Source organism: Streptomyces sp. NPDC056987 (genome assembly GCF_042673865.1).
Classification (GTDB): domain Bacteria; phylum Actinomycetota; class Actinomycetes; order Streptomycetales; family Streptomycetaceae; genus Streptomyces.
The window spans coordinates 1-21,293 of the sequence record NZ_JBHURV010000006.1 but is presented as its reverse complement, the minus strand read 5'-3'; the positions used below and the strand labels follow the sequence as shown (position 1 = coordinate 21,293).

Below are 21,293 nucleotides of genomic sequence, written 5' to 3'. Positions count from 1 at the left end.
ACCTGCGCCCATGTACCGGCGCCCGTGCACCGGACGTCCGTGTACCGACGCCCGCACACCGGCGTCCGCGTACCGACGACCGCGTCCTGGGCAGCACCCCGCGGGCCGGACATCGGGCGGGGCCGTTCCCCCGCCCCGCCCGGCCCGCGCCCGCCGGTCATGCGCGGGCGCCCGTCACTCCCGCGCGCCGGCCTCCGGCACACCCGTCGGGTCGCTCTGGGCCGGAGCGCCCTCCTCCCCCGCGGCCGTCACCGGGCGGCCGTCCGCCGACCGGCGGTCCAGCACGTCCAGCGCGCGCCGGGCCAGCGGCCGCGTCCGTACGAGACCCGCCAGGGTCGTCGAACCGCGGGTGATGTCCGCGAACGCGTTCCACGCCGGGCGCAGGCCCGTGATCGCCGCGTGCAGCACCCCCGGCCGGCGCTCGAAGATCGCGAGCATCCGCCGCCCGACCCCCATCTCCACGCCGAGGCCCGCCTTGATGGCGAAGGCGTAGTTCAGCGCCTGGCGGCGGGCGTCCACGGCGTCGTGCGCCTCGGAGATCCGTACCGCCCACTCCCCCGCCAGCCGTCCGGAGCGCAGGGCGAAGGAGATGCCCTCCCTCGTCCACGGCTCCAGCAGCCCCGCCGCGTCGCCGCAGACCAGTACCCGGCCCCGGGAGAGCGGGGAGTCCTCGCTGCGGCAGCGGGTGAGATGGCCGGAGGAGACCGACGGCTCGAACCCGGCGAGCCCGAGCCGGGCGATGAAGTCCTCCAGATAGCGCTTGGTCGCCGAGCCCTCGCCGCGCGCCGAGATCACGCCGACGGTGAGGGTGTCGCCCTTGGGGAAGACCCAACCGTAACTTCCGGGCAGCGGGCCCCAGTCGATGAGCACCCGCCCCGCCCAGTCCTCCGCGACCGTCGGCGGCACCGGGATCTCCGCCTCCAGGCCCAGGTCCACCTGGTCCATCCTCACGCCGACGTGGGCGCCTATCCGGCTGGCACTGCCGTCGGCACCGACCACGGACCGCGCCAGCACCGTCTCGCCGTCCCCGAGGACGACCGCGACCGTACGGCGGTCGGGCACGGCCGGGCCGTGCTGCTCGACACGGGAGACCGCCGTCCCCGTACGGAGGACCGCCCCCGCCTTCTGCGCGTGCTCGACCAGACTCGCGTCGAACTCCGGGCGGTTGATCAGCCCGAAAAGCATGCGCTTGGAGCGCCGGGTGCGGGTCAGCTTCCCGTTCAGGGAGAACGTCACCGCGTGCACGCGGTCCTTGAACGGCAACTCGAAGCCCGGCGGCAGCGCGTCGCGCGAGGGCCCGATGATCCCGCCCCCGCAGGTCTTGTAGCGCGGCAACTCGGCCTTCTCCAGCAGCAGCACCCGGCGGCCCGCGACCGCCGCCGCGTACGCCGCGGAGGCTCCCGCAGGTCCTGCGCCGACCACGACGACATCCCACACCGGCTCGTCGTGCACACTTCCGGCGTCTGCGTTCTCGCTGCTCACGATGTGCTTCTGCTCCTGATCCGACCGGTGGCCCCTGCTGTCGAACGGCATCCTACGGCGCTGCGCGCCCGAGCCGTTGTGGGAGTATCGACAAGGCCCCGCCGAGGGCGCCGGACCATCGACACACCATCGCCATCGCCCCGGCGCAACACCCGCCGTACACCCGACTGTGACAACGATGTACCCACCAGGAGCGTGCCCATGACCGCGAATCCGTTTTCCGGGACCGTGGCGTCCCTCATGCCCCGCGCCCGTACGGAGCTCGCGGAGCTGGTGGCCTTCCGTTCGGTGGCGGACCCCGCGGTCGCTCCGAGGAGCGAGTGCGAGGGCGCCGCGCGGTGGGTGGCCGACGCGCTGCGCGCCGAGGGGTTCCAGGATGTCGCGGTCCTCGACACCCCCGACGGGACCCAGTCCGTGTACGGTCTGCTGCCCGGCCCCGAGGACGCCCCGACGGTGCTGCTCTACGCGCACTACGACGTCCAGCCGATCGGCGACGAGGACGCCTGGCTGACCCCGCCGTTCGAGCTGACCGAGCGGGACGGACGCTGGTACGGGCGCGGCGCGGCCGACTGCAAGGGCGGCGTCCTGATGCATCTGCTCGCCCTGCGCGCGCTGCGGGCGAACGGCGGTGTGCCGGTGAACGTCAAGGTGATCGTGGAGGGTTCGGAGGAGCAGGGCACCGGCGGTCTGGAGCGGTACGCGGAGGAGCACCCCGAACTGCTGGCCGCCGACGCCGTCGTCATCGGCGACGCCGGGAACTTCCGGGTCGGCCTGCCCACGGTCACGGCCACGCTGCGCGGCATGACCATGCTGCGGGTGCGGGTCGACACGCTCGAAGGCAATCTGCACTCGGGGCAGTTCGGTGGTGCGGCGCCCGACGCGCTCGCCGCCCTCATCAGGGTGCTGGACTCGCTGCGCGCCGAGGACGGCTCCACCACGGTGGACGGGCTGGCCGCCGACGCGGTCTGGGAGGGGCTGGAGTACCCGGAGGCTGACTTCCGTAAGGACGCGAAGGTGCTCGACGGGGTCGGGCTGATCGGGCACGGCTCGGTCGCCGACCGGATCTGGGCGCGCCCCGCCGTGACCGTCCTCGGCATCGACTGCCCGCCCGTCGTCGGCGCCACGCCGTCCGTCCAGGCGAACGCGCGGGCCACGGTCAGCCTGCGCGTACCGCCGGGGCAGGACGCCGCGACGGCCACCGAGCTGCTGACGGCTCACCTGGAGGCCCACACCCCCTGGGGCGCGCGGGTCGCGGTGGAACAGGTGGGCCAGGGGCAGGCGTTCCGCGCGGACACCTCCAGCCCCGCGTACACGGCGATGGCCGACGCCCTGCGGGTCGCGTATCCGGGCCAGGAGATGCAAACGGCGGGCCAGGGCGGGTCCATCCCGCTCTGCAACACCCTGGCCGCGCTCTACCCGGAGGCGGAGATCCTGCTGATCGGGCTGAGCGAGCCGGAGGCGCAGATCCACGCGGTGAACGAGAGTGTCTCCCCGGAGGAGCTGGAGCGTCTCGCCGTGGCCGAGGCGCACTTCCTGGTCAACTACGCCGCTTCCCGGGGCGCCTGAGGCGTCCCCTGGACACACCGGGGGCGGGGAGGCGGCGCGGGTCAGCCGACCGGGGCTCCGTCCTCCAGGTTGAGCACCGCGCCGCGCTCCCGCGCGCGCAGGGCCCAGCGCAGCCGCGCGCGGCGGACCGGCGGCAGCAGCCTGGCCGCCTCCTCCTCGTCGACGAAGCGCCAGCCCCGCAGTTCGGGGCCGGGCAGCAGCAGCCGTCGGGCCTCCTCGGCGGTCAGCCTGCCGCCGTCGAAGAGCAGCCGCAGCCCTCCGTACCCCGGAGGGCGCGGCGGCTCCCAGTCGACCACCAACAGCTTCGGCACCTCGGTGAGTTCGATCCCTATCTCCTCGGCGACCTCCCGTATCCCGGCGCGGGCGGGGGCCTCGCCCTGCTCGACCACGCCGCCGGGGAACTCCCAGCCCGGCTTGTAGGTGGGGTCGACGAGGAGCACCCGGTCCTGCTCGTCGAAGAGGAGCACCCCGGCCGCGACGGTCTCGGCGGCCGGTTCGGGCGTCTGGACGATCTCGCAGACCCCGGCCACGCCGTCCCGTACCGCCTCGGCCAGTGCCTCGGCCGTCTCCCGCGCGGTCAGCACGGTGTTGTCGATGACGTGGGCGTCTCCCGTCAGCCAGTCCAGGGCCGTACGGTAGGGCTCGATGTGCTCGTAACACCAGCGGCGGTTGCGCTCGTTCACCTCGGGATCGTCGGCGACGTCCTCACGAGCGGCGATACGTCCGCGAAGTATCGTTTCATCTGTTGACAACAGCACATGGCGTACGGCGATACGGCGCGCGGCGAGACCGCCGAAGATCTCGTCCCGGTACTCCTGGCGCAGCAGGGTCATGGGGACGACGAGCGCCCCGCCGACCTCGGCCAGCAGCGCCGCCGCCGTGTCGACCACCAGCCGCCGCCAGATCGGCAGGTCCTGGAAGTCGCTCACCTCGGCGAGCTTCTTCTGCGGCAGCAGCCGCGTCAGTTCCCCGGCGATCGGCTCGGGATCGTAGAGCGTGCAGTTCGGGATCAGGTCGATCAGTTCACGCGCGGTGCTGGTCTTGCCCACTCCGAACGCGCCGTTGATCCAGACGATCACGGTTCCCCCTCTTCCGTAGGGCCCAGGTCGCGAGAGCCCCCAGTGGACTGCCCGCAACACCCTGCCACGGAAACCCCGTGCGGGATCAGAGCGCCGCTCCGGCCAACCGGCCGTGACCAACCCGTGCCGGGGCCGTAACACAAACCCGTGGCACGTCGTTGGAATGCTCGATGTCGTCAAGGGGCAAGGGGGGTACGCGATGCGCCGCACGGTGCTGGAGGAGTTTCCCGCGGGCGGGCCGCGCGGAAGCCGGCCCGCGGAGGAGTTCGCGCGGGCGCGGCGGGACGAGGGCACACCCGCCGAGGTCGTGATGGACCTCGACTCGGACGTCTTCCTGGTCGTCGTACCGCACCAGGCGACCGATCCCGACTCCTGCTCCTGAGACCGCCGGATGCTTCTGAGACCGCCGGACCGGGCCCGCGCGAACGAGTTCGCGACGCCTTCCGGGTCCGAAGTCCCACGGCGGGTCCGAAGTTCCCGGCGGGTCCGAAGTCCCACGACGGGCCCGAAGTCCCCGGCGGGTCCGGGGAGTTCGGGACCGCGAACCGTACGAGTGGAGAGCCCGAGATGCCCAGAACACCGGCCGCCCTGGCGTTGTGCCTCGCCCTGGCGGCGGTCGCCGTCCCGCTGAGCGCCGCCCCCGCCGCCGCGGACAGCAGCGCCTGCACCCATCACTTCTCCGGGCCGCAGATCTGCATCCGGCTGGAGGGGCGCGGCGCCAGGAACTCCGTCACGGGGATCTGGACCAACCCCCCGGAGGAGGTCGCCTCCCGCCCGGTGTCGCTGCTGCGGAACGGACAGCACGTCGGCACGGCCACGGCGGTCCGCTCCGGCAAGGCGCTGACGCACACCTGGCCGTCCGGGGACACCGGCAGCGGTACGGAGCTGTGTGTACGGTTCCGGGGCAGCCAGCGGCTGGCCTGCCAGACCACCCGCTGACCGTCGGCCGGTTCCGGGGAGGGGCGGGGCTTCGCAGGGCCCCGCCGCCGGGCCGCACCGCCACCGGGGGCCGTCAGCCGACCATCGGCGCCGCGGTGTCCCGCCGCGTGAGCAGGGCTGCCGCCGCCGCGCCCACCAGCCCGGCGTCCGTGCCGGTCAGCGCCGGGGCCACCGTGAGCCGCCGGACGAACGAGAGCGTCGCGTACTCCCGCAGCGAGCGACGCAGCGGTGCGAACAGGACCTCGCCGGCGCCCGCGACACCACCGCCGATGACCGCGATGCGGATCTCGGTGAGCGTGGCCGTCGCGGCGATCCCGGCGGCCAGCGCACGCGCGGCCCGGTCGAAGGAGGCGATGGCGACCGGGTGCCCGGCCCGCGCGGCGGCGGCCACGGCGGCGGCCGAGGTGTCGCCGTCGGGGCCCGGCAGCCAGCCGCCCTCCAGCGCCCTGCGGGCGATGTTGGGGCCGCTCGCGATCCGCTCGACACAGCCCCGGGCGCCGCACGGACAGAGGTCGCCGTCGAGTTCCACGCTGATGTGCCCGATGTGGCCCGCGTTGCCGGTGGGGCCCGGGTGAAGCTTTCCGCCGAGCACCAGCCCACCGCCGACACCGGTGGAGACCACCATGCACAGCGCGTCGTCGTAACCGCGGGCCGCGCCCTGCCAGTGTTCCGCCGCGGCGATCGCGACGCCGTCCCCGACCAGGGTCACCGGCAGCCCGCCCGTGGCCGCCCGTACCCGCTCCACCAGGGGGAACGCCCGCCAGCCCGCCACGTTGACCGGGCTGACCGTGCCCGCCGAGGCGTCCACGGGGCCGGCGCTGCCGATGCCCATCGCCGTGGCCGTCGGCCACAGCGGCGAGGCGGCCAGCTCGGCCAGGACCTCTTCGACGGCGCGCATCACCGTCTCGCCGTCCTCGCGCGCCGGGGTCGGGCGCTGCGCCCGTACGAGGATTCTGCCGCCGCCGTCCACCAACGCCCCGGCGATCTTGGTGCCGCCGATGTCGAGTGCGGCAACGGAGTCGGTATGCATCGGTGTGGCATCTCCTGGAGATGAGGCGCATTCAAGGGAACCGCGCGGGTAGAGGTGACAGGTTTCGATGAACAGTTTCCATTCCCCTGACAACGTTGTCCAGGGCCTATGCTCGACCGCACGCCCCGGACGGCGCACGTCGCGCCCCCGGACGACCCGACGACCGAACGACGACAGGACAGCGCACTGTGGCCGATACCGCCCGACGCCCCGAACCCCGCTACGGCAACCGGCCCACGATGAAGGACGTGGCCGCCCGGGCCGGGGTCGGGCTCAAGACCGTCTCCCGTGTGGTCAACAGCGAGCCGGGGGTCACGGCGGACACCGAGCGGCGGGTGCAGGAGGCCATCGACGCGCTGGGGTTCCGCCGCAACGATTCGGCACGGGTGCTGCGCAAGGGCCGTACGGCGAGCATCGGGCTGGTCCTGGAGGATCTGGCGGACCCGTTCTACGGTCCGCTGAACCGCGCCGTGGAGGAGGTGGCCCGCGCCCACGGCGCGCTGCTCATCAACGGCTCCAGCGCCGAGGACCCGGACCGCGAGCAGGAGTTGGTGCTGGCGCTCTGCGCGCGCCGGGTGGACGGGCTGATCGTGATCCCCGCCGGGCAGGACCACCGCTATCTGGAGCCCGAGATAAAGGCCGGCGTGGCGACCGTCTTCGTGGACCGGCCGGCCGGCCGCATCGAGGCCGACGCGGTGCTCTCCGACAGCTTCGGCGGGTCCCGTTCGGGCACCGCTCACCTCATCGCGCACGGCCATCGCCGGATCGGCTTCATCGGCGACCAGCCCGGCATCCACACGGCGGGCGAGCGGCTGCGCGGCTACCGCACCGCGATGGCGGACGCCGGTCTGACGATCGACGAGGACTGGGTCTCACTCGGCACGACGGCGCCGGGCCGGGTCCAGGAGGCGGTCGTCGCGATGCTCGGCGGCCCCGAGCCGGTCACGGCGATCTTCACCGGCAACAACCGGGTCACGGTGACGGTGGTACGGGTCCTGGCGGCCCACCACCGGCCGGTCGCGCTGGTCGGCTTCGACGACATCGAGCTGGCCGATCTGCTCGACCCGGGGCTCACGGTCGTCGCGCAGGACGCGGCGGCCCTGGGCCGCGCGGCGGCGCAGCGGCTCTTCCACCGGCTGGACGGCGCGGCCGAGGCGCCGTCCCAGGTGGTGCTGGCGACGCGGCTGATCACCCGCGGCTCGGGGGAGATCCCGCCGCCGGCGGACGGATGAACCGGCGCCGGGTCACCGGCCGCCCGGCCCGGCATCCTGGGCGCGCGGGAGGGTGAAGCCCTCCAGATCGGCGCGGGTGAGGCCGGTGAGGCGGGTGACCTCGTCGTGGTCGAGGGCGCCGCAGTCGAGCCCGCGCAGCAGGTGGCCGCTGAGCGCCCTGGCGGTGGCGGGCTCGTCCATGACGGCGCCGCCCGCCCTGGCGACATAGGCGGCCAGCCGGGCGGCGGCCGGTGCCAGGCCCTCGCGGTAGAAGGCGTACACGGCGGCGTAACGGGTCGGCAGATGGCCCGGGTGCATGTCCCAGCCCTGGTAGTAGGCGCGGGCGAGGGCCCGCCGGGTGAGGCCGTAGTGCAGCCGCCACGCCTCGTGCACCTGCGAGGTCGGCCCGACCGGGAGGACATTGGTGGAGCCGTCGCTGACCCGGACCCCGGTGCCGGCCGCGGCGACCTGCATGACGGCCTTGGCGTGGTCGGCGGCCGGGTGGTCGCTCGCCTGGTACGCGGCGCTGACGCCGACGCAGGCGCTGTAGTCGAAGGTGCCGTAGTGCAGCCCGGTGGCCCGGCCGTCCGCCGCGCCGATCATCCGGGCCACGGTCGCGGTGCCGTCGGCGGCGAGGATGGCCTGGCTGGTCTCGATCTGGATCTCGAAGCCGATCCGGCCGGGCTCCAGTCCGTACGCCTTCTCGAACTCCCCGGCCAGCCGGGCCATCGCGGCGACCTGCTCGGCGTACGTCACCTTGGGCAGCGTCAGGACCAGCCCGTCCGGGAGTCCGCCCGCCGCCATCAGCCCGCTGAGGAAGATGTCCAGGGTCCGGACGGAGCGCTCGCGCACGGCCGCCTCCAGGCACTTCACACGGATGCCCGTGTACGGCGCCGAGGTGCCGGGGGCGCCGGCGGCGTACGCCTCGTGGACGAGCCGGGCGGCGCGGGCGGCGGCCTCGTCCTCCTCGTCGTCCGGCCGGGGCCCGTAGCCGTCCTCGAAGTCGATCCGCAGGTCCTCGACGGGCTCCCGGACCAGCTTGTCCCGTACGCGCTCGTACACCGGCCCGGCCAGTTCGTCGGAGAGGCCGAGGACGCGGGCCAGCGAGGCGGCGTCCGGGGCGTGTTCGTCGAGCGCGGCGAGCGCCTGGTCGCCCCAGGAGCGGACGGTGCCCGCGCCGTAGGCGTCGGCGGGTACGTAGACGGTGTGGACGGGCTGGCGGGTACCGGGGTCGCCCGGGTAGCGGCGGGCCAGCTCGGCGTCGACCCCTGCGAGGGAGGCACCGACGGCCTCGGTGACCGCCGCCGGGAGGCTCGTGGCGATCTTCTCGTGCTGCCCCATTCCGGCACCCTTCTTCTTTCCGCCTTGCGGAATCAGTAATCCGTTACCGAAGTTAAGCCGCAGGTCCGAGCCGCGTCAACGGCGACCCGGCCCCGGCCCGGAAACGGCGCGGGGCCGCGCGGTGGAGTCCACCGCGCGGCCCCGGGGCGTACCGGAGGGGTCCGTTCAGCCCTTGCGCACCTTGATCTCCTCGGTGAGCTGCGGGACGACCTCGAAGAGGTCGCCGACCACGCCGTAGTCCACGAGGTCGAAGATCGGAGCCTCGGCGTCCTTGTTGACGGCCACGATGGTCTTGGACGTCTGCATCCCGGCCCGGTGCTGGATCGCGCCGGAGATGCCCGAGGCGATGTAGAGCTGCGGCGAGACCGACTTGCCGGTCTGGCCGACCTGGTTGGAGTGCGGGTACCAGCCGGCGTCCACGGCGGCGCGCGAGGCGCCGACGGCCGCGCCGAGGGAGTCGGCGAGCGCCTCGATGACCGCGAAGTTCTCGGCGCCGTTGACACCGCGTCCGCCGGAGACCACGATCGCGGCCTCGGTCAGCTCGGGGCGGCCCGTGGACTCGCGCGGGGTACGGGAGACGATCTTCGTCCCGGTGGCCGCGGCGCCGAAGCTCACGGCGAGCGGTTCGACGGCGCCCGCGGCCGGGGCGGCCTCCACGGCGGCCGAGTTGGGCTTCACCGTGATGACCGGCGTGCCCTTGGAGACCCGGGACTTGGTGGAGTACGCGGCGGCGAACACCGACTGCGTGGCGACCGGGCCCTGGTCGTCGGCGGTCAGGTCGACGGCGTCGGTGATGAGACCGGAGCCGATACGGACCGCGAGACGCGCCGCGATCTCCTTGGCCTCGGCGGAGGACGGGAAGAGCACGGCGGCCGGCGCGACGGCGTCGTACGCGGCCTGCAGCGCGTCGACCTTCGGCACGACGAGGTAGTCGGCGAACTCGGCGGCGTCCGCGGTGAGGACCTTCACCGCGCCGTGCTCGGCGAGCGCGGGCGCGGTGGCCTCGGCGCCGGTGCCGAGCGCGACGGCGACCGGCTCACCGATGCGGCGGGCGAGCGTCAGCAGCTCCAGGGTGGGCTTGCGGACGGCGCCGTCCACGTGGTCGACATAGACGAGAACTTCAGCCATGGGATTGCACTCCTGCGGATGCGAGGGTCATGAGGATCTGGTGCCCGCGGGGCACCGAAGGCGGTGTGACGGAGCACGGACCGACCGGCACGTGGGGGGGGCCGGTCTCAGATGAACTTCTGCTCCGCGAGGAAGGCGGCGAGCTGCTTGCCGCCCTCCCCCTCGTCCTTGACGATCGTGCCCGCCGTACGGGCCGGGCGCTCGTCCGCCGAGTCGACGGCGGTCCAGGCGCCCCCGAGGCCGACCTCGTCGGCGTCGATCTCCAGATCCTCCAGGTCCCAGGAGGTGACCGGCTTCTTCTTGGCGGCCATGATGCCCTTGAACGAGGGGTAACGCGCCTCGCCCGACTGGTCCGTCACCGAGACGACGGCCGGCAGCGACGCCTCCAGCGTCTCGCTCGCGGTGTCGCCGTCGCGGCGGCCCCTGACCGTGCCGTCCGCGCCGCCCTCGACCGAGACCTCGGAGAGGAGGGTGACCTGCGGGACGCCGAGCCGCTCGGCGAGGATCGCGGGGAGCACGCCCATGGTGCCGTCCGTGGAGGCCATGCCGCAGATGACGAGGTCGTAGCCGGTCTTCTCGACGGCCTTGGCGAGCACCAGGGACGTACCGAGGGCGTCGGTGCCGTGCAGGTCGTCGTCCTCGACGTGGACGGCCTTGTCGGCGCCCATGGAGAGCGCCTTGCGCAGCGCGTCCTTGGCGTCCTCGGGGCCGACCGTCAGGACGGTGATCTCCGCGTCGCCGTCACCGTCGTAGTCCCCGGCGATCTGGAGGGCCTGCTCGACCGCGTACTCGTCCAGCTCCGACAGCAGGCCGTCCACATCGTCCCGGTCGACGGTCAGGTCATCGGCGAAGTGCCGGTCACCGGTGGCGTCGGGCACGTACTTCACACAGACAACGATCCTCAGGCTCACGCCGGCTCTCCTACCGCATCGTCATTTCTGGCTGCCTTGTTGCACGCAGCATAGGCGCCCTGCCGGGCTCTTTCCGGTCGGAGGGACCGGAGCCACGGAGTTGATATTACTCACCAGTACATCCAGAGCATGCCCACTGAGCAAGCGCTTGGAACTGTGACGTTACCAACGCCCGCAAGGGGCCCCGCCAGGGAACTCCCGCCGCGAGGAAGCCGGAGACCGCTCAGTCGCGCAGGGCGTTGAAGCGCCCCTGGTGGTAGAGGAGCGGGCGGCCGGGCCCCGAGGGCTCCGGGCGGCCGGCCCCCGAGGGGTCGCCGACGACGGCCTGGGCGACGACCAGCCGGTGGTCGGCGGCCGGGACCCGGGCGACGACCCGGCAGACCAGCCAGGCCAGCACCCCGTCGAGCAGCGGCACGCCCTCGGGGCCGGTCCGCCACGCGGTGGGCGGCGCGAAGCGGTCCGCGCCGCTGCGCGCGAACCGCGCGGCCAGCTCGGCCTGGTGCTCCCCGAGTATGTGGACGCCGACGTACGCGGACTCGGCGACGACCGGCCAGCTGGACGAGGAGACGCCGATACCGAAGGAGACCAACGGCGGCTCCGCGGCGACGGAGTTGAGCGAGGTGGCGGTGAAGCCGACGGGGCGTTCACCGCGGGCGGTGATGACCGCGACGCCCGCGGCATGCTGCCGGAAGACGGAGCGGAGCAGGTCGGGGGAGGCAAGCCGGTGGGTGCCGAGGTCGGGGGTCGCCGTCATGGCAAGGTCCTTCTACGAGGTGTGTCGAACGGGTCCGTGGCTGCTCAGAGAGCCGGACAGCGCGCGCTCGCGTTACGGGCCAGGTCCACATGAACCCGCCCGAAGAGAAGGAGATCCTGGGGCACTTCGCCAGGGTGACGATGGGTGGCATGCACAGTCAAGTACGTAGGTCACAGCGCCGCGCACCGTCCCGGGTCACACCGCCGCGCCCAGCGCGGCGATCACATCGACGGTACGGGGCTGCCCGGCGGCCCGGCGGACGATCCGTCCGCCGGCGTCCAGGACCAGCGTCGTCGGCGTCGTGACGATGCCCAGGTCCCGCACGAGCGCGAGCCGTTCCTCGGCGTCCACCTCCACGTGGGCGACCCCGTCGACCATCTTCGCCACCTCGGAGAGGGTGCGCCAGGTCGCCCGGCAGGGCTGACAGAACGCGGTGGAGAACTGGACGAGCGTGGCCCGCTCCCCCAACTCGGCACCGAGCTCCACCCGATCGAGCCGCCGCGCACCACCACCGCTGCCGCTGTCCACCCGGCCGTCCGCCCGCGCTCCGCCGTCGGTCCGCGTCCCGTCGCCCGTCCGCACGTACGGCCTCCCGTCGTCGCGGCGCCGCGCCCTGCCGCTCGCCGCCACCCTCCCGGGCAGCGTCCGCGCGACCGGAAAATATTCCGCGACCGGGGCAACACCACCGCGCGCCCGCGCGTTCTCCCTGGCAGGCCCGGCTGCCCGGGTTTCCGGAGATACTCCCGGCGACGTGACGAGAATCTCGCTCCGCGCGTACACCAGGACTGGCCACAGCGCGTCTGATACGGCAACATCGGCGCAATGCCGAAAACCTACGGCTGCGTAACTTCCGCCGGGAGAACCTCCCCGGAACAGAAGGGTCCTCCCCAGATGGCAGAGCTCGTCTATCGGCCGGTCATCGGCGCCGCTCACACCATGTTCAAGGCGCTGGACCTGAAGATCGACACGCAGGGCACCGAGCACATTCCGCGCACCGGCGGTGCCGTGCTCGTGAGCAATCACATCAGCTATCTGGATTTCGTCTTCGCGGGACTCGCGGCGCTCCCCCAGAAGCGGCTGGTGCGCTTCATGGCCAAGGACGCCGTGTTCAAGCACAAGATCTCGGGCCCGCTCATGCGCGGCATGAAGCACATCCCGGTGGACCGCAAGCAAGGGGAGCACGCGTACGCCCACGCCCTCGCCTCGCTGCGCGCCGGTGAGATCGTCGGAGTCTTCCCCGAGGCGACGATCTCGCAGTCCTTCACGCTGAAGAGCTTCAAGTCGGGCGCCGCCCGGATGGCACAGGAGGCGGGCGTTCCGCTGATCCCGGTGGCCCTGTGGGGCACCCAGCGGGTGTGGACCAAGGGCAGGCCGCGCAACTTCAGGCGCAGCCACATCCCGGTGACGATCCGGGTCGGCGAGCAGGTCGAGGCGCCGGCGGACCAGTACGCGGGCGCGATCACCCGACGGCTGCGCGAGCGGGTGCAGGAGCTGCTGGAGGCGGCGCAGCGGGCCTATCCCGTACGCCCCAAGGACGCGAACGACACCTGGTGGGTACCGGCGCACCTGGGCGGTACGGCGCCCACCCCGGCCGAGGCGCGCGAGGCCGAGGCCCGCTGAGCGGAACGGGCGGGGAGGAAACGTCTCTTCGCCGCGCAGGAGCCACCCATCGTCCCGGCCCCGACCAGCTACGACCGGTCGGGGCCGAGGTGTGTCGTGCGGGGACGTACGGGCCTCTGTGCGCGGGCCCGGACATAGGTGGACGCGAGGGTGACGCCGAGGTGACGTCGGGGTCGCGGAGCCCTGACGCGCCGGATGGCATCGTGTTCGAGTCCCGATCGTAGGTACGTCACCTGCTCGGGAGCGCGTCCTGCCCCGCCTGCCGAGCAGAGGACCCGTCGGATGCCTCCGCCAGCGAGAACCCCCAGGCCGCCGTTGTCCGCGCCGGCTCTGGCGATGGCGCAACCGGCGACGGACACACAGCGGCCGGACGAGGCGAACACCTGGCGCGGCGGCGAACGGCCCTCCCTTCCGGGAACGGCCGGCGGGGGGATGGCGCTGCCCCTGGTGGGGAACGCGGCCACGACGGCTGCCTTGACCAACCTGCCACCGGGCCTACCGGCGTTACCGGGCCAGGGCCTGCCGGCCCTGCGGGGCCTGGCCGGTCAGGCAACGGTGGGAAACGCGGCGGTAGCCAGCAGTGCCGTCGCCGCACCTCGTGGGCCGGTAGCACCCGGCGCGAGGCCGACAACAACGGCGACACCCCGACCGGCCGGACCACGACCGCCTTCGGCCAAGGCGAAGACTCCACTCGCGGCTCCCCGGGACGTACAGGAGCAGGGCCGAGCCGATACCTCCACCGGGCGGCCCGAGAAGACCAAGGGCAAGCCGGAGACTGCCGGTCGCCGGTCGCCGGGGACCGATCCCAAGTTCCAAACGCTCAAGAAGGATGTGGCCACCAAGAAACGGGTGGTGGGCACCACTCATCCGCCCGCCCCCACGGAGGCAGCGGCGGCGCAGGCAGCGGCAGTACCGCCCACGGATGACCAGGAGGCGCGGGGCAAGGCGGCGCACGCCGAGGACATGGATGCCACCCAGCCCAAGGAGTTCGACAAGAACGCCTTCGTCGCCGCGGTGGAGAAGGCCATCGCGGACCGCGCGCCCAAGAACCTCGACCAGGCCGACAAGTTCGGCACGTCGGACAAGGCCGAGGAAGTCAAACAGGAAGTCCAGGGCAAGGTCGGCGAAGGCAAGGAGACCGCCGCGCAGGAGATCGCCGACACCACCGCGCAACCGCCACAGCCCGCGCCGGACGCCAAGACCGTGGTCCCCCTGGTGGCGGACCGGCCACCGGGCAGACCCGCCGGGCCCAACGCGAACCAGGCAGTGCCCGACGCACTGCCCGCCTCGGCCACCGACATGTCCGCCGGCCCCGAACAGGTCAAGCGGCAGATGTCCGACGCGAAGGTCACCGAAAAGCAGCTGGCCCGCTCCAACGAACCCACCTTCAAAGCAGCGCTGGCCAGCAAGAAGACGATGGACAAGCACGCGGCCACAGCCCCCCGCGCGTTGCGCGGCGCCGAGGCCGAGGAAATCAAATCGGTCAAGAACAACGCGGCGGCGATCGGACCGGCCGCCATGACCTCCATGGCCGGCACCCGAATCGCGGCCGGGCAACAGGTCGCCGCGGGCAAGACCCGCGCCAAGGGCAGCGACGAGGAAAAGCGGACCACGGTCACCGCGCTGCTGCAGAAGGTGTTCGACAAGACCAAGACCGACGTCGAGAAGATCCTCACCGATCTGGACGCGACGATCGACACCGACTTCACCCGCGAAGAGAAACGCGCCCGCGACCAGTTCACCCGTGAACACACCCAGGGAATGGAGGACTACAAGGACCGGCGCTACTCCGGGCCCACCGGCTGGGCTCGCTGGGTCAAGGACCGGTTCGCCGACCTGCCCGAGGAAGCCAACCGGATCTGCGAGCAGGCCAAGGCCAACTACCTCACCGCGATGCGGCAGGTGGTCAGCGACATCGCCGGCACCGTGGAGCGCGAACTGCGCCGGGCCAAGGACCGTATCGCGGGCGGCCGCAAAGAACTCAAGGCGGCGGTGGACAAGCTGCCCCAAGATCTCCAGGCCATCGGCCGGCAGGCCGCGGGCGAGTTCGCCGACAAGTTCGACGAGCTGCGCGACACCGTCAACGACAAGGGCACCGAACTCGTCGACACCCTCGCCACCCGCTACACCGACGCGGTCAAGGAGGTCGACAAGGAGATCGCAGCGGAGAAGGAGAAGAACAAGGGGCTGGTCAGCAAGGCCAAGGACGCGATCGCCGGCGCCGTCCAGGCCATCAAGGAGCTGAAAAACCTCCTGATGGGCGTGTTGCGCAAAGCAGTTCAGGCGATCGGCATGATCCTGGCCGACCCGATCGGCTTTCTCGGCAAACTCGTCACCGCCGTGGGCGGTGGACTGAAACTGTTCATGAAGAATATCGGCCGGCACATGCAGCAGGGCGTGCTGTCCTGGCTGCTGGGAGTCGGCTCCTCCGCGGGCGTACAGATCCCCGCCACGTTCGACATCCGCGGCATCCTGCTGATGATCGCCTCACTGCTCGGCATCAGCTGGCAGAACATCCGCTCACGCATCACCCGCAAGGTCCCCGAACAGGCCGTGACCGCGGCAGAAACCGCGGTGCCGCTGGTCGCCGCAGTCAAACGTCAAGGCGTGGCCGGCGCCTGGGACGACCTCAAGTCCCGCGTAGGCGACCTCAAGAAAGACCTCATCGACCGACTGATCAAATACCTCACCCCCACCATCGTCATCGCGGGCATCACCTGGATCCTCTCCCTCCTCAACCCCGCCTCCGCGTTCGTCCGCGCGGTGAAGATGATCATCGACATCGTCCGCTTCATCGTCACCCAGGCCCGCCAGATCATCGACTTCGTCAACTCGGTACTCGACGCGGTCATAGCCATAGCCCGCGGTGGCAGCGGCGGAGTCCCCGCCATGGTCGAACGAGCCCTGGCCCGCTCCATCCCGGTCCTGATCGGCGTCCTAGCGGCGATCCTGGGCATCGGCGGCATCGCAGGCAAAGTCCGCCAGATCTTCCAGCAGTTGGCCCGCCCGGTGAACCGAGCCATCGACTGGGCCATCGACAAGATCGTCGGCCTGGTCAAGAAGCTCTGGCCCAAAATTAAACCCAAGTCCGACAAGAAGCGCGAGGAGCCCAAGCGCGGGCCGGGCCGGAAGCAGTCCGACAGGCCTCGCCTGGACACCCCGCAAGCAAAACATAAGCGTCTTACAAGGGGGCTGCGGGCCGCAGTCCGAGCGGTCAACGCTTTAGAGGGAAGCAGGCTACCTAAAACCGCACTAACGCCCGTTCTGGCCCTGATAAAAGCCAGGTACAAGCTGACCGAACTCAGCACCCATTTGAAGAATAATGTCTGGGTCATAAAAGCTGTCGTCAATCCCGTCGCATATGAGCAGACAGAAAAGGGCGGGCAGGTGGGCCATAAGGTACACGACGAGCAGGGGAAAGACAAGGCAGGAAAGCAGAAGAAGCGAAGCAAGAAACAAGAGGAGGCCATTGAGGAGAAATATTGGTCCAAAAGGATCCGGGAGAAATTGGTCGAATGCACCAAGAAGGCGGTGGATACTTATATCGACGAGGGCATCACAGACGAGCAGTTTGCGGCCCTACAGGGGAAGATAGAAGACTGGGACAGGCTCGATGACGATATAAAGGGAGCTGAATACTGGAAGATCCGCATGCTATTTTTCGCCCAGCGAGGCAGTCGCATAGACAAGTACTTCAAGGACGAAGTGGCACAAGATCCCGACCTGGCCCACCTTCGACTTTCCGAAAATTTCGTGCGCGAACCAGACTTCTATCCAAAAGAAGGCACGAAAGAGCACGGAAAGTGGTGGGGCGACGTCACAACGGAGGGCAAGTGGCGGGATCATTTAAAATACACAGGAAATCCAGATTACATATCAGAGAAAGAAAAGAAGAAGATTGAGAAGAGTGGCCAACCGATGCCCAACTTCGGGGGAAAGGCGCTGGCCATCCTGTACAAGATACCCAGCGATCCCCACGCATACGAGGCACTGAAGGATCTCAATGAGAAGTACCATGCATGGATACGCGACAGAGAATCCTCAGAGAAGGGGGAGTGATGATGGCGGTGGCCAATCAAAAGTTGAGTGAGCGATGGAAGACGCCCGCAGGGGTGGAGCTCACCCAACGGGTGATCAAAGAGTTGCTCGACCCTGCCGGCGATCTCGCCTCCTTGCCGCTCGAGCGCCACGAGGATCGCGTGGACCTCCGAGGAATCCGCATGGGAAGCGAGTTGCCCCTGCCCTCAGGGATAACTGCAGGCGGGTATATGGTCGAGGAAATCACCACTCCCCTCGATGCGCACGGTGTGGAATTTAGCGCAATTGACTTCACGGGAAGTTCACTGAATTCGCTTCGTTTCAAGGACTGCAGAATCGTTAACTGCCTTTTCGATGAAGCGGATTGCCGGGACTGGCGGACTTGGGGCTTGGAGGTGGTGGACAGCAACTTTAGCAACACCGCCATGCGGGCGTGCCACCTCGGGACTTGGAACGAAGGAGATCGCAGCACCTACGTGCGAGTCGATTTCAGCGGTGCAGATCTGAAGAGTTCATTCTTCAGTTATGCCGACTTTCGGGATTGCGACTTTTCTTATGCCGATGTAGATCAACTGGATTTTCGATCTGCATGTTTCAGGGGCTGCCGATTCGCTGGGCACCTGCGAGGAACCGTGTTCTGGTCCCTACCGCCAAACAGCGAGGCAACCGACCACAACCTCATGGCGCGAGTCGATTTCCGTGATGCCACATTGCGATTTGTGGAATTCCGAGGTTTGGATTTGAGAGACGTTACACTCCCCCACAGCAATCAGTACATCAAGGTCGCGCAATATCCATGCGTTATGAGACTGGCTCCGGACCGGCTGCGGGGTCTACCCGGACGGAACGGAAACAGGGCGGCCAGACTTCTTGAGAGGCAAACTCGCTGGATCAACTCGAAGCGTGATGTCGGCATCTGGCACGAAGAGGATCTGGCGAGTTCGAAGGAGGAATGCGAGCTAGTCAGAGAAGTCCTCCACTCCTGCGAAAGGGAATGCGATACGAATCATGCGACGGATCGATAGAGTTGCGCAAACCACAAATCCGCACATCATTAAGATCGTACCGCTCAATACAACAGCCCCAGATACGGGCCGAACGTGTCGTGGATCTGCTCGGTGGCGCCATCCTGTTCCCACGGGCCGCAGTCCTGCTCGGCGAGCGGCACCAGGCTGCCGTCGGGCGCGGTCCGGGCGACAAGCCGGGCGTGGTGGGGCAGGATGAGGGCGAGCAGCCCCGCACGCGACCGGTCGCCACTGCCACCGGCCCGCCGCGCTGGTGGTGATCGTGTCACCGAAGCTGGAGGCCCCTAGTAAGTGAGGCCGAAGGGCGAGCCTATGCAATGGCCTCAGCTTGCCCCTTGGCCCTCGTGCCACGCGGCGTCGCTCAGTCGGTGCTGGCCGAGGCAATCACGACGAACCCGTCTCCAGCACATTGCGGAAGCCTGCCACCACTGCAGCTCGGGGCGTCGCGGAGACGGCGGGGGTGACCTTGCGGACACAGATGCTCAAGGCCTCGTGCGGTTGCGGTGTTCCATCATACTTTCCCAGTCCCGGTGGCCAATTGTTACTCGACGGCGTCGCCCACAGGCGGCGAAGCCGGTCCAGTAGACAGGCCGGACGATCGACTCGGTCACCGCAGAACTCGGAGCGAGCCGAGAGACCCTGCGGACCTGGGCTAGTCGTCGGTAGGCTGTGTTCTGTGCTCAGAAGAATCGTCCTGTCTGGCGCTCAGGAGGGATGAACCGGGTTCGGACCGGTCCGAGGCTCACCTGCAATGGTGACCCGGTCTTGTCGGCACCATTCTCGACAAACGTCCGTTCCACGCTACCGATATGAACACTCGCCAGGCCGCTGAGGGGAATGTGAGCGCCGGGCCCTCGGGCGCCTTGCTGTCCCGCACGCGGACAGCACCGGAGACGCTATCGGCGATTTCGACACAGGCTCCTTCGTGTCCGCTGTAGCTGGACTTACGCCATGACCGGATGTGCGGATCCTGGTCGACACTCATGTCATTCAGCCCTCTCATGTGTACTGCTCGGCAATCTCTTGCACCATGTCGATCGATTCGTCTGGGCTCAGCGCGAGGGCACAAGGTGTTCGAAAGCTACTGTGTGCGCTTCGATCTCCTGGGCCGCTTCGAGGTAAGACGCGCCAGCGTGGTGCTGTGCGTAGACCACCGCCGGATCGGTCGGCCACGGGAAGCCGAGGATCTGGAACGGGCCTGCTGCCATTCTGGGGTGGGCTCCGCGCGTGAAGGGCATGACCTGAATGGTGACCTTCGGGTTGCGAGCCATGTCCGTCAAGTGGACAAGCTGGTCTCTCATGGTAGTTGGGTTTCCAACGACCCGTCGTAGCACGGCCTCGCTCAGGACGGTCCACAGTCGAAGCGGGCCGGCTTCTCGACTCAACACGGACTGCCGGGTCATGCGCAGCTCCACGCGGCAATCAACGTGGGCATCCAACTGCTCAGCTGTACCCCGGCGGGTGATCGCGTCTGTGTATGCCTTGGTTTGCAGCAGCCCAGGCACGGCCTCGCTCTCGTACGCGCGGATCTGCGAAGCACCTTGTTCCAGGCCGACAAACAGCGAGAACCAGCCCGGCTACGGATCCTCACCGTAGCTTTCCCACCACCCCTTCTTCCGGGCATCTGTGGCCGCGCGAAGGTACAACGGCCAACGCTCCTGCGGCACGTTGTACAGCGGGAGCAGCACCTCGTCCAGGTCCCGCACCACTACGGGACGCTCTGCCGTCTCGTAGTACGAGACCTTGCCCACCGTGCGCCGCAGGGCCTTGGCCACGTCCTTCTGGTCCAGGGCCGCTTCCTTCCGTAGCCGGGCCAGCTCGAACGCCAGCCAGCGCCGCCACACTGTGGGGCTGGACGCCTCGGTCATTCCCACTTCTCCTCACATGTCGTCAGCACCTGCTTGCCGCACTTGGGCGTTGCTTCGCAAGCCCGACGAGGGAGTTCATTCGATTGGGCGACTAGCAGGAGCGACATCAACTCAAGCTTGGAGGCGTAGATGACCAAGGAGTTCAGCAAGATCATGGAGGAGATCGTGGCCGACACCGCACCGCGGCTGTTCGCAGTGTTCCACGAAGAGGGACAGGAAGATGACGGCTGGGTCGCCGCCTGGGTACTTGCCTTCGATGACCGCGCCGAAGTTGTCACCCCCGGCGGGGCGCTTCGTCTCACTACTTCGTCGCCCGAACAGGCGGTCCGTCACTTCTCCCGTGGCGAGGGAGTGACCGCCCATCTCGTATGGGTTGCCTCTGTCAACTGACGGACTCCAAGCCCGAGGAGAGATGAGATCGCGCTCGACCGGGGACCCTGCGGGCGAGCGCAGCCTCGTAGCGGAGGAACGCTGCCTCCCTGCGGGATCCCAGCCGTGGGCGGGTGACCTCCACGCATCCGGTGAGCAGTTCGGTGCCGGCCGACAGAGCCTTGCCCGTGGCCGCGGTGCACGCTGGGCGTGCCGCGCTTCTTCCGTACTCCTGACCTCTCGCAGCGAAGGTTGAGCAGTCTCAGCGAAGCTTGAGTGATGTGAGTCGGTCTCGCGCGATCTCCTGGTGTCCCGTATCAGTCGATTAGGCCATGTATCAGATGATCTAATCCGATTTCGCAGGGCGTCTCGGGTATTTTGGTCCGTTGGCCCATTTCTCGGTGAAGCCGCACCGGGCCGACTTCACCCACCCACGCCTCCGGCCGACGGGCGCACCGCGGTGTCCTCGGGATGGGAAGAGACACTCCTCAACCTACGTTTGCCGCAGAGCACGGCAATCATCTGGCGATCCAACGCCGCAGCCTCCAGCAGACGGCAAATGGACTCACGAGCATGGCGATCAGCCACAGGCTCACCGAAGCCGGAGAGATCAGGTAGTGCTCCCACCGCGCCGGCAACAGCGCGGGAAAGGCGATCATCGCGCACAGAAGCAGCCAAGTGCCCGCGACTGCGAGCACGACCTTTGACATGATCACAACGAGACGCACGGGCCATCCCCCCCTTGGTGCCATGGCCCCAGATGCTCGTGACGTCATTGTCAACAACAGGTATCCGGGCGCCTGTGTTGGAAAGCGCCGGGCCGAACCAGATCAACTGAGTGGACGTTAAGTCCGATATTTCTCGTTTCCTGATCGCTCGATTGTGTGACTGATCGCCACGCGGGACGGGCGCTGGGCATGGACATGCTGGGA

20 protein-coding genes and 1 pseudogene are annotated in these 21,293 nt (G+C 69.4%); 8 read left to right on the top strand and 13 right to left on the bottom strand.

Annotated features, from left to right (window positions below; translation table 11 throughout):
• Positions 1-174 precede the first annotated feature (174 nt).
• Complete coding sequence (locus ACFTZC_RS09145) at positions 175-1,482, bottom strand: geranylgeranyl reductase family protein (RefSeq protein ID WP_382888135.1); 1,308 nt, start codon at positions 1,480-1,482, stop codon at positions 175-177.
• Positions 1,483-1,683: 201 nt separating this feature from the next.
• Here ACFTZC_RS09145 and ACFTZC_RS09140 point away from each other — a divergent pair, with 201 nt between their 5' ends.
• Positions 1,684-3,048, top strand: coding sequence for a dipeptidase (locus ACFTZC_RS09140; protein ID WP_382888134.1), 1,365 nt, complete (start codon positions 1,684-1,686; stop codon positions 3,046-3,048).
• 41 nt (positions 3,049-3,089) lie between these two features.
• On the opposite strand, the gene ACFTZC_RS09135 is transcribed toward ACFTZC_RS09140, so the two are convergent.
• Positions 3,090-4,127 (bottom strand): NUDIX domain-containing protein, encoded by a 1,038-nt coding sequence (locus ACFTZC_RS09135; protein WP_382888133.1) that lies wholly within the window; start codon positions 4,125-4,127, stop codon positions 3,090-3,092.
• A 199-nt stretch (positions 4,128-4,326) separates the two neighbouring features.
• On the opposite strand from ACFTZC_RS09135, the gene ACFTZC_RS09130 reads away from it, so the two are divergent.
• Together ACFTZC_RS09130 and ACFTZC_RS09125 are read left to right on the top strand one after the other, a co-directional pair.
• Entirely contained in the window at positions 4,327-4,509 is a 183-nt protein-coding gene (locus tag ACFTZC_RS09130) for a hypothetical protein (RefSeq protein ID WP_382888132.1), read from the top strand.
• Between the two features lie 185 nt (positions 4,510-4,694).
• A complete protein-coding gene (locus ACFTZC_RS09125; RefSeq protein ID WP_382888131.1) occupies positions 4,695-5,066 on the top strand; it encodes a hypothetical protein in 372 nt (123 codons plus the stop codon).
• Between the two features lie 73 nt (positions 5,067-5,139).
• Here the strand turns inward: ACFTZC_RS09125 and ACFTZC_RS09120 are convergent, their stop codons facing one another.
• Positions 5,140-6,096 carry an ROK family protein gene (locus ACFTZC_RS09120; RefSeq protein ID WP_382888130.1) on the bottom strand — a complete coding sequence of 319 codons (957 nt, stop codon included), beginning with the start codon at positions 6,094-6,096 and terminating at the stop codon, positions 5,140-5,142.
• 188 nt (positions 6,097-6,284) lie between these two features.
• Here ACFTZC_RS09120 and ACFTZC_RS09115 point away from each other — a divergent pair, with 188 nt between their 5' ends.
• A complete protein-coding gene (locus tag ACFTZC_RS09115) occupies positions 6,285-7,328 on the top strand; it encodes a LacI family DNA-binding transcriptional regulator (protein ID WP_382888129.1) in 1,044 nt (347 codons plus the stop codon).
• Positions 7,329-7,340: 12 nt separating this feature from the next.
• Here the strand turns inward: ACFTZC_RS09115 and ACFTZC_RS09110 are convergent, their stop codons facing one another.
• The 5 genes from ACFTZC_RS09110 to ACFTZC_RS09090 all read right to left on the bottom strand — a co-directional run bounded on the left by ACFTZC_RS09110 (position 7,341) and on the right by ACFTZC_RS09090 (position 11,969).
• Positions 7,341-8,648 carry a DUF6986 family protein gene (locus ACFTZC_RS09110; protein WP_382888128.1) on the bottom strand — a complete coding sequence of 436 codons (1,308 nt, stop codon included), beginning with the start codon at positions 8,646-8,648 and terminating at the stop codon, positions 7,341-7,343.
• 165 nt (positions 8,649-8,813) lie between these two features.
• Complete coding sequence (locus tag ACFTZC_RS09105; protein WP_382888127.1) at positions 8,814-9,776, bottom strand: electron transfer flavoprotein subunit alpha/FixB family protein; 963 nt, start codon at positions 9,774-9,776, stop codon at positions 8,814-8,816.
• A 107-nt stretch (positions 9,777-9,883) separates the two neighbouring features.
• Positions 9,884-10,687, bottom strand: a complete 804-nt coding sequence (locus ACFTZC_RS09100) for an electron transfer flavoprotein subunit beta/FixA family protein (protein ID WP_382888126.1) — start codon at positions 10,685-10,687, stop codon at positions 9,884-9,886.
• Between the two features lie 223 nt (positions 10,688-10,910).
• Positions 10,911-11,441: a flavin reductase family protein gene (locus ACFTZC_RS09095; protein WP_382888125.1), complete on the bottom strand. Its 531-nt coding sequence runs from the start codon at positions 11,439-11,441 to the stop codon at positions 10,911-10,913.
• A gap of 195 nt (positions 11,442-11,636) precedes the next feature.
• Positions 11,637-11,969: a TlpA family protein disulfide reductase gene (locus tag ACFTZC_RS09090; protein WP_382888360.1), complete on the bottom strand. Its 333-nt coding sequence runs from the start codon at positions 11,967-11,969 to the stop codon at positions 11,637-11,639.
• 363 nt (positions 11,970-12,332) lie between these two features.
• Here ACFTZC_RS09090 and ACFTZC_RS09085 point away from each other — a divergent pair, with 363 nt between their 5' ends.
• The 3 genes from ACFTZC_RS09085 to ACFTZC_RS09075 all read left to right on the top strand — a co-directional run bounded on the left by ACFTZC_RS09085 (position 12,333) and on the right by ACFTZC_RS09075 (position 18,124).
• Positions 12,333-13,061, top strand: coding sequence for a lysophospholipid acyltransferase family protein (locus tag ACFTZC_RS09085; protein WP_382888124.1), 729 nt, complete (start codon positions 12,333-12,335; stop codon positions 13,059-13,061).
• Positions 13,062-13,397: 336 nt separating this feature from the next.
• On the top strand, positions 13,398-17,120 hold the full coding sequence (locus tag ACFTZC_RS09080; protein WP_382888123.1) for an HPC2 multi-domain protein: 3,723 nt from the start codon (positions 13,398-13,400) through the stop codon (positions 17,118-17,120).
• Positions 17,081-18,124 carry a pentapeptide repeat-containing protein gene (locus tag ACFTZC_RS09075; RefSeq protein ID WP_382888122.1) on the top strand — a complete coding sequence of 348 codons (1,044 nt, stop codon included), beginning with the start codon at positions 17,081-17,083 and terminating at the stop codon, positions 18,122-18,124. Before ACFTZC_RS09080 ends, ACFTZC_RS09075 begins: the two co-directional genes overlap by 40 nt.
• An 83-nt stretch (positions 18,125-18,207) precedes the next feature.
• On the opposite strand, the pseudogene ACFTZC_RS09070 reads toward ACFTZC_RS09075, so the two are convergent.
• The 4 genes and pseudogenes from ACFTZC_RS09070 to ACFTZC_RS09055 all read right to left on the bottom strand — a co-directional run.
• Positions 18,208-18,339: pseudogene (locus ACFTZC_RS09070) on the bottom strand (DUF6596 domain-containing protein); the annotation flags it as partial.
• Between the two features lie 527 nt (positions 18,340-18,866).
• The gene (locus tag ACFTZC_RS09065) at positions 18,867-19,109 is read right to left on the bottom strand and encodes a DUF397 domain-containing protein (RefSeq protein ID WP_382888121.1); all 243 of its coding nucleotides are present in this window, start codon (positions 19,107-19,109) and stop codon (positions 18,867-18,869) included.
• A gap of 67 nt (positions 19,110-19,176) precedes the next feature.
• Complete coding sequence (locus ACFTZC_RS09060; protein WP_382888359.1) at positions 19,177-19,686, bottom strand: DUF5753 domain-containing protein; 510 nt, start codon at positions 19,684-19,686, stop codon at positions 19,177-19,179.
• 15 nt (positions 19,687-19,701) lie between these two features.
• Entirely contained in the window at positions 19,702-19,992 is a 291-nt protein-coding gene (locus ACFTZC_RS09055; RefSeq protein ID WP_382888120.1) for a helix-turn-helix domain-containing protein, read from the bottom strand.
• Positions 19,993-20,121: 129 nt separating this feature from the next.
• Between ACFTZC_RS09055 and ACFTZC_RS09050 the strand changes: the two genes are divergently transcribed.
• Positions 20,122-20,382: a hypothetical protein gene (locus ACFTZC_RS09050; protein ID WP_382888119.1), complete on the top strand. Its 261-nt coding sequence runs from the start codon at positions 20,122-20,124 to the stop codon at positions 20,380-20,382.
• Positions 20,383-20,879: 497 nt separating this feature from the next.
• Here the strand turns inward: ACFTZC_RS09050 and ACFTZC_RS09045 are convergent, their stop codons facing one another.
• The gene (locus tag ACFTZC_RS09045; RefSeq protein WP_382888118.1) at positions 20,880-21,089 is read right to left on the bottom strand and encodes a hypothetical protein; all 210 of its coding nucleotides are present in this window, start codon (positions 21,087-21,089) and stop codon (positions 20,880-20,882) included.
• Between the last annotated feature and the right edge of the window lie 204 nt (positions 21,090-21,293).

Excerpts from the sequence above, each read along its gene's own strand:
- ACFTZC_RS09085 (WP_382888124.1), top strand. The coding sequence starts at position 12,333 with ATGGCAGAGCTCGTCTATCGGCCGGTCATCGGCGCCGCTCACACCATG.
- ACFTZC_RS09050 (WP_382888119.1), top strand. The coding sequence starts at position 20,122 with ATGACCAAGGAGTTCAGCAAGATCATGGAGGAGATCGTGGCCGACACC.
- ACFTZC_RS09065 (WP_382888121.1), bottom strand. The coding sequence starts at position 19,109 with ATGAGTGTCGACCAGGATCCGCACATCCGGTCATGGCGTAAGTCCAGC.
- ACFTZC_RS09075 (WP_382888122.1), top strand. The coding sequence starts at position 17,081 with ATGGATACGCGACAGAGAATCCTCAGAGAAGGGGGAGTGATGATGGCG.
- ACFTZC_RS09080 (WP_382888123.1), top strand. The coding sequence starts at position 13,398 with ATGGCGCAACCGGCGACGGACACACAGCGGCCGGACGAGGCGAACACC.
- ACFTZC_RS09110 (WP_382888128.1), bottom strand. The coding sequence starts at position 8,648 with ATGGGGCAGCACGAGAAGATCGCCACGAGCCTCCCGGCGGCGGTCACC.
- ACFTZC_RS09105 (WP_382888127.1), bottom strand. The coding sequence starts at position 9,776 with ATGGCTGAAGTTCTCGTCTATGTCGACCACGTGGACGGCGCCGTCCGC.
- ACFTZC_RS09140 (WP_382888134.1), top strand. The coding sequence starts at position 1,684 with ATGACCGCGAATCCGTTTTCCGGGACCGTGGCGTCCCTCATGCCCCGC.
- ACFTZC_RS09130 (WP_382888132.1), top strand. The coding sequence starts at position 4,327 with ATGCGCCGCACGGTGCTGGAGGAGTTTCCCGCGGGCGGGCCGCGCGGA.
- ACFTZC_RS09125 (WP_382888131.1), top strand. The coding sequence starts at position 4,695 with ATGCCCAGAACACCGGCCGCCCTGGCGTTGTGCCTCGCCCTGGCGGCG.
- ACFTZC_RS09120 (WP_382888130.1), bottom strand. The coding sequence starts at position 6,096 with ATGCATACCGACTCCGTTGCCGCACTCGACATCGGCGGCACCAAGATC.
- ACFTZC_RS09095 (WP_382888125.1), bottom strand. The coding sequence starts at position 11,441 with ATGACGGCGACCCCCGACCTCGGCACCCACCGGCTTGCCTCCCCCGAC.
- ACFTZC_RS09055 (WP_382888120.1), bottom strand. The coding sequence starts at position 19,992 with ATGACCGAGGCGTCCAGCCCCACAGTGTGGCGGCGCTGGCTGGCGTTC.